The 13,305-nt window shown below is 59.5% G+C and carries 16 protein-coding genes; 2 read left to right on the forward strand and 14 right to left on the reverse strand.

Annotation, left to right across the window (positions count from 1 at the left end; all coding sequences use genetic code 11):
- Positions 1-2 precede the first annotated feature (2 nt).
- The 5 genes from IDH44_RS13495 to IDH44_RS13515 all read right to left on the reverse strand — a co-directional run bounded on the left by IDH44_RS13495 (position 3) and on the right by IDH44_RS13515 (position 3,215).
- Entirely contained in the window at positions 3-701 is a 699-nt protein-coding gene (locus IDH44_RS13495; RefSeq protein WP_190918432.1) for a 5'-methylthioadenosine/adenosylhomocysteine nucleosidase, read from the reverse strand.
- A 70-nt stretch (positions 702-771) separates the two neighbouring features.
- Positions 772-1,776 carry a catabolite control protein A gene (gene ccpA / locus IDH44_RS13500; protein ID WP_190918434.1) on the reverse strand — a complete coding sequence of 335 codons (1,005 nt, stop codon included), beginning with the start codon at positions 1,774-1,776 and terminating at the stop codon, positions 772-774.
- Between the two features lie 94 nt (positions 1,777-1,870).
- Positions 1,871-2,233 (reverse strand): bacillithiol system redox-active protein YtxJ, encoded by a 363-nt coding sequence (ytxJ, locus tag IDH44_RS13505; RefSeq protein WP_223869649.1) that lies wholly within the window; start codon positions 2,231-2,233, stop codon positions 1,871-1,873.
- A gap of 50 nt (positions 2,234-2,283) precedes the next feature.
- Complete coding sequence (locus IDH44_RS13510; protein ID WP_223869650.1) at positions 2,284-2,667, reverse strand: hypothetical protein; 384 nt, start codon at positions 2,665-2,667, stop codon at positions 2,284-2,286.
- A 125-nt stretch (positions 2,668-2,792) separates the two neighbouring features.
- Positions 2,793-3,215: a VanZ family protein gene (locus IDH44_RS13515; RefSeq protein ID WP_190918438.1), complete on the reverse strand. Its 423-nt coding sequence runs from the start codon at positions 3,213-3,215 to the stop codon at positions 2,793-2,795.
- 58 nt (positions 3,216-3,273) lie between these two features.
- Between IDH44_RS13515 and IDH44_RS13520 the strand changes: the two genes are divergently transcribed.
- Complete coding sequence (locus IDH44_RS13520) at positions 3,274-3,804, forward strand: type 1 glutamine amidotransferase domain-containing protein (protein ID WP_190918440.1); 531 nt, start codon at positions 3,274-3,276, stop codon at positions 3,802-3,804.
- 44 nt (positions 3,805-3,848) lie between these two features.
- Here the strand turns inward: IDH44_RS13520 and ptsP are convergent, their stop codons facing one another.
- The 8 genes from ptsP to IDH44_RS13560 form a co-directional block, all read right to left on the reverse strand.
- Positions 3,849-5,609 carry a phosphoenolpyruvate--protein phosphotransferase gene (gene ptsP / locus IDH44_RS13525; protein ID WP_190918442.1) on the reverse strand — a complete coding sequence of 587 codons (1,761 nt, stop codon included), beginning with the start codon at positions 5,607-5,609 and terminating at the stop codon, positions 3,849-3,851.
- The gene (locus IDH44_RS13530; RefSeq protein ID WP_190918444.1) at positions 5,606-7,492 is read right to left on the reverse strand and encodes a glucose PTS transporter subunit IIA; all 1,887 of its coding nucleotides are present in this window, start codon (positions 7,490-7,492) and stop codon (positions 5,606-5,608) included. Before IDH44_RS13530 ends, ptsP begins: the two co-directional genes overlap by 4 nt.
- A 118-nt stretch (positions 7,493-7,610) precedes the next feature.
- A complete protein-coding gene (locus tag IDH44_RS13535) occupies positions 7,611-8,276 on the reverse strand; it encodes a hypothetical protein (RefSeq protein ID WP_190918446.1) in 666 nt (221 codons plus the stop codon).
- Positions 8,277-8,383: 107 nt separating this feature from the next.
- On the reverse strand, positions 8,384-8,818 hold the full coding sequence (locus IDH44_RS13540) for a CoA-binding protein (RefSeq protein ID WP_190918448.1): 435 nt from the start codon (positions 8,816-8,818) through the stop codon (positions 8,384-8,386).
- A 16-nt stretch (positions 8,819-8,834) separates the two neighbouring features.
- Positions 8,835-10,127: a 3-phosphoshikimate 1-carboxyvinyltransferase gene (gene aroA, locus IDH44_RS13545; protein ID WP_190918450.1), complete on the reverse strand. Its 1,293-nt coding sequence runs from the start codon at positions 10,125-10,127 to the stop codon at positions 8,835-8,837.
- A 25-nt stretch (positions 10,128-10,152) separates the two neighbouring features.
- Positions 10,153-10,512, reverse strand: a complete 360-nt coding sequence (locus tag IDH44_RS13550) for a fluoride efflux transporter FluC (RefSeq protein WP_190918452.1) — start codon at positions 10,510-10,512, stop codon at positions 10,153-10,155.
- The gene (locus tag IDH44_RS13555; protein WP_190918453.1) at positions 10,509-10,889 is read right to left on the reverse strand and encodes a fluoride efflux transporter FluC; all 381 of its coding nucleotides are present in this window, start codon (positions 10,887-10,889) and stop codon (positions 10,509-10,511) included. The genes IDH44_RS13550 and IDH44_RS13555 overlap by 4 nt, the downstream gene beginning before the upstream one ends.
- Positions 10,886-11,407, reverse strand: coding sequence for a shikimate kinase (locus IDH44_RS13560; RefSeq protein WP_190918455.1), 522 nt, complete (start codon positions 11,405-11,407; stop codon positions 10,886-10,888). The genes IDH44_RS13555 and IDH44_RS13560 overlap by 4 nt, the downstream gene beginning before the upstream one ends.
- Before the next feature lie 123 nt (positions 11,408-11,530).
- Between IDH44_RS13560 and IDH44_RS13565 the strand changes: the two genes are divergently transcribed.
- Complete coding sequence (locus tag IDH44_RS13565; RefSeq protein ID WP_190918457.1) at positions 11,531-11,824, forward strand: hypothetical protein; 294 nt, start codon at positions 11,531-11,533, stop codon at positions 11,822-11,824.
- Here the strand turns inward: IDH44_RS13565 and gndA are convergent.
- Entirely contained in the window at positions 11,821-13,230 is a 1,410-nt protein-coding gene (gene gndA, locus IDH44_RS13570; protein ID WP_190918458.1) for an NADP-dependent phosphogluconate dehydrogenase, read from the reverse strand. The two genes, IDH44_RS13565 and gndA, sit on opposite strands and share 4 nt — an antisense overlap.
- Positions 13,231-13,305: the final 75 nt, after the last annotated feature.

Raw genomic sequence — 13,305 nt, forward strand, 5'->3', positions numbered from 1 at the left:
CGTCAGAGCGCTTCGACGAGCGCGCTAACGAAGCGATAAGAGCGGTCGGCTGCTTCCTGGGTAAAGGTCTCAAAATTAACCTGGGCAGAGCCGTCTGCCTTGTCCGACATGGAACGGATGACGACGAACGGGGTACCGTTCATCCAGCAGACCTGCGCCAAGGCTGCGCCCTCCATCTCCACGCACGCCCCGCCCATCTCCTCGCGGAGCATTTGTACGGACTCGCGACTGGCGATGAATTGGTCGCCCGAGAGTACCTTGCCGACGAGACAACGCCCGGGGAAGAGCCGCTCTCCGGTCTGCCGTGCCAGCTCGACGAGTGTTCCGTCGGCTGCATAATCCGAGACCTCTTGGAACGGCACCTCTCCCCGTGCGAAGCCGAGTGGCGAAGCGTCCATGTCATGCTGCACACAGCTTGAGGAGATGACGAGATCTCCGATTTCCAACTCCGGGTCGAGCGCACCGGCTACGCCGGTGAAGCAGATCCCCCCCGCGCCAAGATCAATCATGAATTGCGTGCAGACTGCCGCATTCACCTTGCCTACGCCGGATTTGCCGTACACCACATCACGTCCGTGCAGCGTCCCCTCGTACAGCGTCAGACCGGCCTTTTCATGCTTTTGCGTCACCTCGACATGGCGATGCAGCAGTTCGACTTCCTCGGACATGGCTCCAATAATGCCCATTTTCCTGTTCTTCACATGCTTCCCCTTCCTTTTCAAAAAAACGCCCTCGACGCAACGAGCGCCAAGGGATTAGATGGTTGTGTCGCTAAACGGGTTGGACCGATTGACGCGAAATGTATTCGTGCGGCAATACGACTTTGGGATCATCCACATTTTCTTTTTTCATCAGCTTGGTCAGCAGGCGCATCGATACAGCGCCGATATCGTACATTGGCTGCGCCACCGTCGACAGCTGCGGACGTACCATCGAGGCCATCCGGCTGTTGTCTACGCTAATGACCGAGATGTCGTCTGGCACTTTGGCGCCGGAATCCTGAATGGCATGAATGGCGCCGATCGCCATCTCGTCGGTAGCCGAGAATACGGCCGTCGGCGTGTCCTTAAGCTCCAGGAAATACTTCATCGCTTCGATGCCCGACTCGTAGCGGTAATTGCCGACGCGAACGAGCGATTCGTCGTACGCGATGCCTGCTTGCTCGAGTGCCCGCTTATAGCCCTGGAAGCGGGCATAGCCGTTAGCAGGGTCCTGCAGCGTTCCGCTGATCATGGCGATGGCGCGATGGCCTTTTTGAATCAACGCATTGACGGCATCGAACGCAGCGGCTTCGTGGTCGATGTCCACCGATGGAATCGTACCCTGCTCGTCTGTCGTCGCGCACAGTACGATCGGAACATTAGCCGTTTTGAAGGCTTGGACATGCTCGTCCGTCACTGCGCCGCCCATGAACAGCAGACCGTCCACCTGCTTCTCCAGCAGCGTGTTGATGACCCGGATTTCCTTTTCCTTCTTCTTGTCCGCGTTGCAGAGGATGATATTGTAATGGTACATGTTCGCAATATCTTCGATACCGCGCGCCACTTCGGCAAAAATCGAATTGGAGATATCCGGAATGACGACACCGACGGTCGTCGTTTTTTTGCTTGCCAATCCCCGCGCCACCGCATTGGGACGGTAGCCCAGGCGTTCGATCGCTTCGAACACCTTTTTGCGCGTTTGGGGTTTTACATTCGGGTTGTTGTTGACGACCCTGGATACGGTCGCCATCGACACGCCCGCTTCCCTTGCAACATCATAAATGGTTACCGTCACGATCCTTCTCTCCATTTATTTCATATTTTTTGTTTCCACTCGTGTGCGTCTGCAGCTTAGGATCACCATATGTCTTCCATGATACGACATTCAACTACATTTCGCAATGTTGCCGCAATTTCTCTTCCAGAGCGGCGTAAGTTATATGCCAGTGACTCGTGTGCCATGTCACGTTGCCTGCCTCGACAAGCAGCGCCTGCGGAGAAGCGTGCTTGACTTCGAGCTGCTCCTCGATGCGATTGGATACGGGCCGATCCTCCACGACGTTGACCAGGACCGCATCGAATGCCGGGCTTTTGACGTCAGACAAAAACGTCGTCAATTCGTCATGCGCGCCTGCGCTGACCGAACAGCGTGTGCTGTGCTTGAATACGAGCAGCGGCCGCTCGGACGAGGCGGCCAGCGCGGCGTCCCATTGCTCCGTCGTCTCCAGGGTTTGCAAGGTCATCTCGCTCATTTTCATTTCCTCCTTGATCTACCGTTACTTTGCGCCAAACCAGGCGCAACTTATGTATGAATCGTTCGTTTGCTGAGCTGGGCCAGGCGCCGTTCAAGCTCCTCCATCCAGGCTTCGTCGCTGAGCGACTGCGCAAGCAAATAAAGATCGAGCAGCTGGTTCACACGCTGTTCCAGCATTTGTTCCACCGAACGCGCTTCCGCGCTTTTGGGCTTGGCCTCGACGGCAAGCAGCAAATTCGCCCATTCGTTGCAAGCCTCAAAAGCGATCGTCTGCTTGTCCGGCTCGTCTCCGAGACCTTCAATCAATTGCGTCAAGTCCGGCTTGACCTCAGCAAGCACTTCGCTTTGGCTACACGCGGCACAGCAAAAAATCGGCACATTGTCGATTTCCACCTTGCCCGAAAAAAGGACCGTTCGAAGCTTGACTGTCATTTGTCCTCCGCATGAACACCGTTTTTGCAAAATGGCCCACTCCTTCATTCCACACTGCAGGGTATACGTAAAATTATTCGACTTGATTCGCGTATTTCCTGCCATCGGAGCGGTACTAATTTTTGTTAGGCCGCAAATTTGCGCCATCGTCTGCGAATCGGCGCAATGGCCAGCAAAAGAACGGCGGCCAGCGCGCCGATCGTATCGTTGCGCAGGTCGGCGGGGTCGGGCATGCGGCCGGCCACGAAGGATTGATGATATTCGTCGGTAATTCCGTAGAGCAAGCATAGCAGCACGATCAACGCTTTCCAGCGCGGTGCGTCTGCACGCGCGCCCAGCGCATAATCAAAGGCTAGCGCCAGCGCAAAATAGGCGACAAAATGGCCCCAGTCAAAGCTTTGCATCCACGGAAGCAGTCGCTGCATCCAAGGCAGGACGCCGTCAAGCTCGTCTCCGGTTCGGCTTGAGAGCCAAAAAATGACGGTCATCACCAGCAGCGCCGGCAGCCAGCGCGGCAAGCGGCCGGCCGGATGTCTCGTTTGATTCATGGCGCCTCCTTCGTTACAATAAACGAGATGTCAGCCAAAGAAACAGGAGGAACATGCGATGCGATTGAAGGGCAAGTCCGTAATCTGCCTCATTGACGACGAATTTGAAGACCTGGAACTGTGGTACCCCGTGTACCGCGCCCGCGAGGAGGGCGCGCTCGTGCAGTTCGCCGGACCGGAAAAGGGCCGTACGCATATCGGCAAATACGGGGTGCCGGCCAAAGCCGACCTGAGCTTCGACGAGATGGCCGCCGGCGCCTGCGACGCGCTGCTCGTCCCGGGCGGCTGGGCCCCCGACAAGCTGCGGCGCTACCCGCAGGTGCTGCAGCTCGTGCGCGAGCTCGACGCCGCAGGCAAGCCGATCGGCCAGATCTGTCATGCCGGATGGGTGCTCATCTCCGCCAAAATTCTGAACGGGCGCAAGGTCACGTCAACGCCGGGCATCCGCGACGACATGGAGAATGCCGGCGCCACCTGGCTGGACGAGGCCGTCGTCGTAGACGGCAATCTCGTCTCCTCGCGCCGCCCGCCTGACCTGCCGGCTTACGCCAAAGCCTTCGTCGACTTGCTCGGCGCGACTGCACGCTAAAGCGCGTATTCCAGCATTGGCTGCCGCCTGGCGGGAACGGCCGGCTACTCCGACTTGGAGACCGTCTGCTCCGCCCTGGCCGCATCCGACTTGCGCTTGAATTCAAGCAGCGTGGTGCCGATCTCCGCACTGGTGCGGCAGTCCATCAGCGCGGAGAGCAGCTCGCGGCTATCCGTCTGACTCGTGCCGAGCAGACGGTTTTTCACGTTCAGGACGGTCGGCGAGGACATGCTCAATTCGTCGACGTCGAGCCCCAGCCAGATCGGCAGCGCGCGCGAGTCGCCCGCGAGCTCGCCGCACACCCCGACCTTGATGCCGCGGCTCTTGGCCGCCTCTACCGTGGCCTTGAGCATGCGCAGCACAGCGGGATGCAGCGGCTCGTACAGATGGGCGATCTGATCGTTCATACGATCGACGGCGAGTGCGAATTGGACCAGATCATTGGTGCCAATACTGAAAAAGTCGACCTCCTCCGCCAGCATATCGGCGATCTGCACCGCCGCGGGCACCTCAATCATGATGCCGATCGGCATATGCTGATTGAAGGGCAGTCCCTCCGCATGCAGCTCGCGCTTGGCCTCCTCCAGCAACGTATTGGCCGCACGCACTTCCTCGACCGAGGAGATCAGCGGATACATCATCTTGACTTGACCATAGTGGCTCGCGCGCAGAATCGCCCGCAATTGCGTCTTGAACAGGTCCTTGCGATCCAGCGAGATGCGGATGGCGCGATAGCCGAGGAACGGATTGTCCTCCTCCGGCAGCTCGAAATAATCGAGCTGCTTGTCCCCGCCGATATCGAGCGTCCGAATGACGACCGGTTGACCGTTCAGCTTTTCGGCGACGGTGCGGTACACCTCGAATTGCTCCTCCTCGTCGGGAAAATCGGTGCGATCCATGTACAAAAATTCCGTCCGAAACAGTCCCACGCCGTGGATGCCGACCGGGAGCGCAACCTCAAGCTCCTTGAGCGAGCTGATATTGGCCGCCAGCGCGATCGTTTTGCCGTCTGCGGAGACCGCGCTGACGCCGGCCAGCTGATGCAGCTTGCGGCGCTCCTCCTGCTGCTCGCCGCGCAGCGCCCGGTAGCGCGCCAGCGCCGCCTCGCCGGGATTGATCAGCAGCTCGCCGGTGTCTCCGTCGAGGACGAGCCGCTCCCCCGTCTGGATCGGCCGCTCCAGCTTGGCTTCGAGCCCGACCACCAGCGGGATGCCGAGCGCGCGGGCCATGATGGCCGAATGCGAGGTCGTGCTGCCGGCCAAAGTCACGATTCCCAGCACGTGCTGGGTATTCAGATGAGCCAGTTGCGAGGGCGAAAGCTCTTTGGCCACAAGAATGAACGGCTGCGTGTCGGACGGCAGCTTGATCTCCGGCGCGCCGAGCAGATGCTTGAGGAGCCGGTTGCCCACGTCCTTGATGTCCAGCGCCCGCTCCTTCATGTATTCGTCGTCCAGCAGATCGAACATGGTCACGAAGTGGTCGATCGCCTCCTTGACCGCCACCTCCGCCACCTTGTACTGGCGCTGGATGATGCCCTGCACCTCGTTCATGAAGACCGGGTCCTCCAGGATGGCCAGATGCGCGTCGAAAATATGGCTTTCGGCCGTTCCGACGGCCTCTCGCAGCTCCCCTTTGATTTGTTCGATCTCCACCTTGGACGTCTTGATGCCTTCGTAGAGCCGGTCGAATTCCTTCGCCAGGTCGGCGACGTCGATTTTTTGCTCCGGCAGGTCCCACTCCCAGTTCGGCAGCACGAACGCTTTTCCGATCGCGATGCCCGCGGACGCTCCTATCCCTTGGATCATGGACTATCCCCTCCACCTTTTCTCTCTTTCAGCACCACCGACATGACCGAAGCCTGACCCTTCTTGACGGACTTGAACGGGGCATAGCTCCAAGAACGGACCTTGTCGGGATTCGATATGACCATCGGCGTCGCCAGCGACTTGCTGCCACGGCGTACGCGCGCCAGATCGAAGCGAATGAGCAATTGACCAGGCTCTACCTCGTCGCCTTCCGCGACGAACGCCTCGAAGCCGTCCCCGCCCAATTGCGAGGTGTCGATGCCGATATGAAGGATGACATCGAGCCCCTCCGGCGTCTGCAAGCCGATCGCATGCTTGGTCGGGTAGACATGCGCAACCTTGCCCGAGACCGGCGAGACCAGCTCTCCGCGATCCGGCATGAACGCCACGCCCTGGCCGACGAGCTTGCCGGCAAAAATCGGGTCCGGCACCTGCTCGAGCGGAATCATGCGCCCCTGCATCGGCGAGCAGAACAGCACTTGCACCTGATCGCGCCGCACCACCTTCATCATTTCCTCGCGAATCAGCTCCGAGAAGGTCCCGAATACGACCTGTACGTTGCCTCCGCCGAGCCGAATGACCCCCGCCGCCCCGAGACCGCGCAGCGCGTTGATGTCGAGCAGCTTGTCATTGGTCAGCTTGAGCCGCAAGCGCGTGATGCAGGCCTCCATCTGGACAATATTGTCCTTGCCGCCGATCGCCTGGAGAATGAGCGGGGCTCGGTACGGAATATCGCCGGCCCATTCGTCGAGCTGCGAGCCTTCCTCGCGGCCCGGCGTCGGAATGCGGAAGCGGGCGATCGCCCAACGGAACAGGACGTAATAGAGCACGCCGACGACGATGCCGATCGGGATCAGCAGCCAGCCCCGCGTCGACAGATGCGCATTGACGATATAGTCGATGGCCCCGGCCGAAAAAGAAAAGCCGTGCAAAATACCCAGCTCGTAGGTCAGCCACATAATCAGACCCGAGATGACAGAATGGATGACGTATAAATACGGCGCCACAAACAGAAAGGCGAATTCTACGGGCTCGGTTACCCCGGTCAAAAAAGATGCCAGTGCCGCGGACAAAAACGTTTTGCGAATTTTGGGCTTCAAATCCTCGCGCGCCTCGTGAATGATTGCAAACGCGATCGCAGGGAGCGCAAACATCATCGTCGGATACAGCCCCGCCATAAACGCCCCTGCCGTCGGATCTCCCGCAAAGAATCGCGGCAGGTCTCCGTAGACCATCTGCCCGCTCTCGAGCTCATAGCCGCCCACCTGGAACCAGAAGACGTGACTGACCAAGTGGTGCAACCCAAAGACGACTAGAATGCGCAGCACAAAGCCGAACAAAAACACGCCGAAGCCGCCGGCCGAGGAGACGATCTCTCCCAGCGCGTGCATCCCGTGCTGAATGGTCGGCGCAATCATGATCATTACGATCGAAAACAGCACCGCTCCGAAGCTGACAAACAGCGGCACGAACCTCGGCCCGCCGAAAAACTGAATGTATTCCGGCAGCTTGATCTCCTTGAAGCGCTCGTTGCTGTAGCCGGAAAACAAACCGATCAAGACGCCGATCAAGACAGTGGGCTGGATCGGCAGTTCGCTGAGCGTGCTCGTCAGCCCCGTATAAATAAACATTCCCGCAAGCGCGCCGATGCCGGCCGCGCCGGCATTGTTGGTCAGACCGAGCGCCACGCCCAGCGCGAACAGGAATGGGAGGAACAGAAACAAGGCTTGTCCGGCGGTATTGAGGTAGTCGGACAGCATCGGCGCACCGAGCCGATCCCATGGCAGCTCTCCCAGACTCAAAAATACCGCAGCCGCAGGCAATACGATCATCGGCAGCATCAGCGCCCTGCCAAGCTGCTGAAGATTGCCCATTACATTCAAGGCCGGCCCCCCTTTCAACAGGGAATTTCGTCTATCTCGATCGTAAGGGTTTGCATAGCATTTGTCAAAGCAAAACGGCGAACCGCGAGGGTTCGCCGCATTACACGCGCTGCACGTTTTAGAAACGGTTGTTTTGCTGCATTTGACCCGCGTTCGACTGGTAGCCGAATTTGTTGATGATCGGACCTTGCTGCGCTTGGGCATTCGTCGCTTGATACACCGGATTTTGCTGGGTTTGGGCTTGCTGCATGCCGTATTGCGCTTGTTGAGCTTGTTGGTGCTGTTGACGGGCTTGCTGCGCCTGATGCCCTCCGTATTGCTGCTGGTTGGCTTGGTAGCCGCCGGCATGCGAAATCACAGGCTGATTTTGGAACGCCTGTGTTTGTTGATATACAGGATGGCTTTGCTGTTGGGCGCCATAGCTGTTTTGCTGCGCTTGCTGCTGATTATGCGAAGCGGCGGCAAAGCTGTTTTGCTGCGGCTGGGACGAGTAGCCGCCCAGATGCGAGATGACCGGCTGCTGCTGATACTGCGCGTTCATCGAAGCTTGCTGCATTCCTTGCGCCTGGTAAGCGCCTTGGCTTTGCTGCTGGTTCGCTTGATATCCGCCCAGATGCGAGATGACCGGGCCGGTTTGCGCCGCGATGCTGCCCTTTTGGCGCATTTGGCCTTGGTATTGCGAAGCGACATAGCCTGCCGGCTGATACGATTGCTGGTTGTTTTGAAGTCCTTGCTGTTGCTGCGATTGCATTCCGTTTTGTTGGTGCGACATGCCGTTGTTCACGTCTTGTCCTCCTCGTAATAGACCGGGGTAGTCTTCAGCGCGCGGCTGACGCTTTGCCCGCTGAAGCCGTACTTAGTGTGGGAGAACAAGCTTTGTTTTATGCCGCGCTATAGCTTGGGTTTTCCTTCCGTCAGCAGGATCGCGTCCTCGACCTTGATGCAGCGGTCCATGACGACCTGCAAGCCGCCCTCCGCCGCGAGCTCCGCCGCCTTCTCGCTGAGCACGCCGAGCTGCAGCCAGAGCGTTCCCGCTCCGATCTCCACCGCTTGTTTGGCAATGTGGACGGCATGCTGACTGCGACGAAATACGTTGACGACATCGATCTTGAACGGGATGTCGCGCAGCGTGGCGTAGCTTTGTTCTCCGAGCACCGTCTCCACATTCGGATTCACCGGCACAATGCGATAGCCCTTGGCCTGCATGGCCTGCGCGACCATGTACGAGGTCCGCTCCGGCGAGCCGGACAACCCCACTACCGCAATGGTGCTCGCATTCTGCAAAATGGTTTTAATCGATTCTCTGGACGGATGTTCGTAGCCCATGGACTGTAGCCTCCTGTCAATTGATCCATTCCACCTGCGCGCCCAGCGCCTGCAGATGATCGAAAAATATCGGATACGACTTGGCGACGTGATGCGCGTCGCGAATGCGAATCGGCGCATCGGCGCGCAGCCCGACTACCGTCAGCGCCATGATGACGCGATGATCGTAATGCGCGTCGATGGTTACGCCGCCGGCCACGCCCTGCGGCCGGCCATGCACGATAATTTCACTTTGACGCTCCTCCACCTCTGCCCCCGCCCTGCGCAGCTCGGCCAGATAGTCGGTGATGCGATCGCATTCCTTGTAGCGCAGATTTTCCACGTTGTAAAAGCGCGAGGTCCCCTCCGCAAACACCGCCGCCGCGACCATGGCGAGCACGGCGTCCGTCGCTGCGTCGCCGTCGAATTCGAGCGCCTGCAGTCGTCCGTTGCCTTGCACGCGCACGATATCGTTCGCATGCGTCAGCGGGACGCCCATCGTGCGCAGCACATCGACAATGGCGCGCTCGCCCTGCTTGCTGCGCTCCGCCAGCCGGTGGATCGTCACGTCCGATTGCGTGACGGCAGCGGCGGCCAATACGGCGGCCGAGCCCGGATAGTCGCCCTGTACGATATACTCGCGCGCCGCATATTTTTGCCCGCCGGGCACGCGGTAACGCATCAGGTCCTCCGACGCTTCGACGACGATGCCGGCCTGCTCCAGTACCTCGAGCGTTTGACCGACTACAATTTTTGATTTCAGGTCGTGCAGCACTTCGATTTCGCTGTCCTGCTCGAGCAGCGGCGTCAAAAACAGCAACGCGCTTAAATATTGCGAGCTCACGTTGCCGGAAACGCGGATTTTGCCGCCATGCGGATTGCCGCCGCGAATTCGAATCGGAAGTCGCCCGTTATGATGCTCCACTTCCACGCCCATTGCCTGCAGCGCTTCGATCAGATCGTCGTGCGGACGCTTGCCGAGCGAATCGGGATAGCGGTTCACAAATGTGACGTCGGGGCAGAGCGCCGCGATGGCCATCAGAAAGCGCAGCACCGCTCCGGCGTTGCCCACGTCCAATTCATTAACCGCGACCGGACGATGGCCAAACCCGGTGATCACAATTTTTTCGTCATCTTCCTGCACGTCGGCCCCGAGCGCCTTGATGCAGCGCCGCATGGCGTCGCTGTCTTCGCTGTGGGCCGGATGATAAATCGTGCTCGTGCCCTCCGCCAGCGCCGCCACGAGCAAGTAGCGTGTCGTATAATTTTTTGAAGAAAGCGCCTGAATGTCTCCCGCCAGCCGCGGCGTTGGCGTCACCCGAATGTCCATTTCCCGATCTTCCTCTCCAAATTTTTTAGAACAAGGCCCCTGCAAGCATGCCCAGCGCGAAGAGCGCCGGTCCGCCCAAAAACGTTGCCGCCGCATACCAAGTCAGCGTGAGGCGCTTGCCGCGCAAATTCACAAGCTGAACCATGAGCGTCGAATACGTCGTAAAACCGCCCATCATGCCGGTGCCAAGCCAAGCATACAGCATCGGGTGAGGGTGGCCTGCCGTCCAGCCCAGCAGCACGCCCAGCAGCGCCGAACCCAAGAGATTGACGAGCAGCGTCGCCGCTTGGGGCACGCTGGTGTATCTCGCGCACCACAGACCGATTCCGTAGCGCGCGACCGCCCCGATGGCGCCGCCGCCGGCGGCGAGCAGCAGCCCCGTCATGAACCGCTCCTGCGGCTGACGGCGGCCAGCTTCAGTCCTGCAGCTGCAGCCAGCCACCCGAGCGCAATCGAAGCGCTCGCATAAACCGCCGCCATGCCGAAGAGGTGCTCGCGCAGCAAGGCCACCGTCTCCGCGCTGAAGGCCGAAAAGGTCGTGAACGAGCCAAGCATGCCGGTGCCGACCGCCTCGTGCCAGACGCGACGGGTGCTCCGACCGGCCGCCGCCCTCCCGAGCCACCAGCCGAGTGCGAAGCTGCCGATCAGATTGCAGATCATCGTCGCCCATGGAAACGCGTGATGCGGCAAGGCCGCTCCAATCGTCCAGCGCGCAGCCGCCCCCGCCATCCCGCCTGCCGCCACTGCCGCCGCTGTCTTCACGAGCACGCGTTCCATTTGCGCACGATGACGTTCGCGACCTCTTCCGGTCGCAAGCTGCCGGTATCGATGGTTATATCCGCAAAGTCGTAGGCATGCTTGCGCTGACGCAGCAGCTTGTAGACCCGGCCTTTGACATCGCCCTGCAGGAGCGGGCGATTGGCGTCGCCGCTGACGCGGTGAATGATCTGCCAAGGTGCGGCTTTGAGCGCGACAACCCAGCCGTATTGCTGCATGAGCCGGCAGTTCTGCGGCCGCAGCACGGCTCCGCCGCCCGTGGCCAATACCTGCAGACCGGGCCGCTTCAAGACATGCTCCAATGTTTCGGTCTCCAACTTGCGAAAAGCCTCTTCGCCGGCTTCGGCAAATATGTCGCGAATGCGCCTGCCGGCATGGCGCTCGATCTCCTCGTCCAGATCGACCGCAGCACAATTCAGCCGGCGCGACAAATGGTGGCTGACGACCGACTTGCCGGTCCCCATGAATCCGATCAGCACGATGGCGTGCTTTTCAGCAGGCATGAGCCATGCCCTCCCTTCGATACAGTTTCCGTCCCGTTACATATGCGGGCTGCTACGGGGTATAAAAAGCCGATGTTTGCCGTAAGGATGAGAATAGGATGAACCGAAAGGTAGGTAGCGTCGATGTTGAAATCCGCATCAGAGCCTGTAAAGCTCCGAATTGCCCGCATCCTCCACCCGTCGAATCCGCTCTGCGCCGCCGACGTCATCTGGCTGCTCGAATGGATCAAAAAAAAGGTGGCTGACGACGCCCCGCGCTTGGCGCTGGTGCCGCAGCCACATCTCATTCGCAGCTATACCTGCTTCGCCGAGGCGGCGATGGCGCTGATCCATCAGCGCCACGGCCGGATCCTGGAGGCCGAACGGCTGCGGGCTGCGCTGGCGGAAGCCATCGCAGCCGTTAGCGCCGGCGCTTAGTCCATCCAGTTGAAGTGGAAGGTGCCTTCCTTGTCCAGACGCTTGAAGGTATGCGCGCCGAAATAGTCGCGCTGCGCTTGCAGCAGGTTAGCCGGCAGCCGTTCCGTACGATAGCTGTCGTAGTAGGCCAGGGCGCTTGCAAAGGCCGGAACCGGCACACCGTTTGCAATCGCAGCCGCGACGACCTCGCGCCAGGCGTCCTGGTAATTCTCGACGATGCTTTTGAAGTATTCATCCAGCAGCAGGTTGCGCAGCTGCGGATCGCGGTCGTACGCGTCTTTGATATTTTGCAGGAAGCCGGCGCGAATGATGCAGCCGCCGCGGAAAATCATCGCGATATCGCCATAGCGCAGGTCCCAGCCGTACTCGTCGGAGGCGGCACGCATTTGCGCAAAGCCCTGGGCGTACGAGCAAATTTTGCTGGCGAACAGCGCTTTGCGGACCGCCTCGATGAAGGCCGCTTTGTCGCCTTGGTACGGCTTGGCCTCCGGTCCCTTTAGCAGTTTGCTGGCCGCTACGCGCTCCTCTTTCATAGCCGAGAGGAAGCGGGAGAAGACCGACTCGGTAATAATGGAGAGCGGCACGCCCAGATCCAGCGAGCTTTGGCTTGTCCACTTGCCTGTGCCCTTCTGACCGGCGGAGTCGAGAATGACGTCCACCATCGGCTGGTTGGTTTCCGGGTCATACTTGGAAAAAATATCAGCCGTAATCTCGATCAGGTAGCTGTCGAGCTCGCCCTTGTTCCATTCGGTGAAGATGCCGTGCAATTCTTCGGTCGATACGTTCAGCACGGAATTGAGCAGATGATACGCTTCGCAGATCAACTGCATGTCGCCGTATTCGATGCCGTTGTGGACCATTTTGACATAATGACCGGCGCCGTCCGGTCCGATGTACGTGCAGCACGGATCTCCGCCGACTTTGGCCGAAATTGCGGTCAGGATCGGCTCGACCAGCTTATAGGCCGACTCTTGCCCGCCCGGCATGATGGAAGGCCCTTTCAGCGCGCCCTCCTCGCCGCCCGATACACCGGTGCCGATGAAGCGCAGCCCCTTGGCTTCGAGCTCCTTGCTGCGGCGCTGCGTATCCGGAAAATAAGCGTTGCCTCCGTCGATGATGATGTCGCCCTCATCCAGCAGTGGCACGAGTTGCTCGATTGTAGCATCGGTACCGGCCCCCGCCTGCACCATAATCAAAATTTTGCGCGGAGTCTCGAGCGAGGCGACGAATTCCTCGATCGTATACGCCGGAACGAGATTTTTGTCCGCCGCCTCTTGCATCAGATCGTCCGTTTTGGCACGCGAGCGGTTGTAGACCGAGACTGTAAAGCCCCTGCTTTCAATATTAAGGGCGAGATTTCTGCCCATGACTGCAAGGCCAATGACACCGATTTGCTGTTTCGACATAACGTTCGCTTCATCCCTTTTCCATTCAGTATTTTGGTGCTGCAATGCACGAATACTCCTATTCTACTCTACATT

This window comes from Paenibacillus sabuli, from assembly GCF_014705605.1.
Taxonomy (GTDB): domain Bacteria; phylum Bacillota; class Bacilli; order Paenibacillales; family Paenibacillaceae; genus Paenibacillus_D; species Paenibacillus_D sabuli.

What these genes read in the sequence shown, in the direction of transcription:
- ytxJ (WP_223869649.1), bottom strand. Translation starts at nt 2,233, where the DNA reads ATGAGCGAGATGACCTTGCAAACCCTGGAGACGACGGAGCAATGGGAC.
- IDH44_RS13510 (WP_223869650.1), bottom strand. Translation starts at nt 2,667, where the DNA reads ATGACAGTCAAGCTTCGAACGGTCCTTTTTTCGGGCAAGGTGGAAATC.
- IDH44_RS13515 (WP_190918438.1), bottom strand. Translation starts at nt 3,215, where the DNA reads ATGAATCAAACGAGACATCCGGCCGGCCGCTTGCCGCGCTGGCTGCCG.
- IDH44_RS13520 (WP_190918440.1), top strand. Translation starts at nt 3,274, where the DNA reads ATGCGATTGAAGGGCAAGTCCGTAATCTGCCTCATTGACGACGAATTT.
- ptsP (WP_190918442.1), bottom strand. Translation starts at nt 5,609, where the DNA reads ATGATCCAAGGGATAGGAGCGTCCGCGGGCATCGCGATCGGAAAAGCG.
- IDH44_RS13540 (WP_190918448.1), bottom strand. Translation starts at nt 8,818, where the DNA reads ATGGGCTACGAACATCCGTCCAGAGAATCGATTAAAACCATTTTGCAG.
- aroA (WP_190918450.1), bottom strand. Translation starts at nt 10,127, where the DNA reads ATGGACATTCGGGTGACGCCAACGCCGCGGCTGGCGGGAGACATTCAG.
- IDH44_RS13550 (WP_190918452.1), bottom strand. Translation starts at nt 10,512, where the DNA reads ATGACGGGGCTGCTGCTCGCCGCCGGCGGCGGCGCCATCGGGGCGGTC.
- IDH44_RS13560 (WP_190918455.1), bottom strand. Translation starts at nt 11,407, where the DNA reads ATGCCTGCTGAAAAGCACGCCATCGTGCTGATCGGATTCATGGGGACC.
- IDH44_RS13565 (WP_190918457.1), top strand. Translation starts at nt 11,531, where the DNA reads ATGTTGAAATCCGCATCAGAGCCTGTAAAGCTCCGAATTGCCCGCATC.
- gndA (WP_190918458.1), bottom strand. Translation starts at nt 13,230, where the DNA reads ATGTCGAAACAGCAAATCGGTGTCATTGGCCTTGCAGTCATGGGCAGA.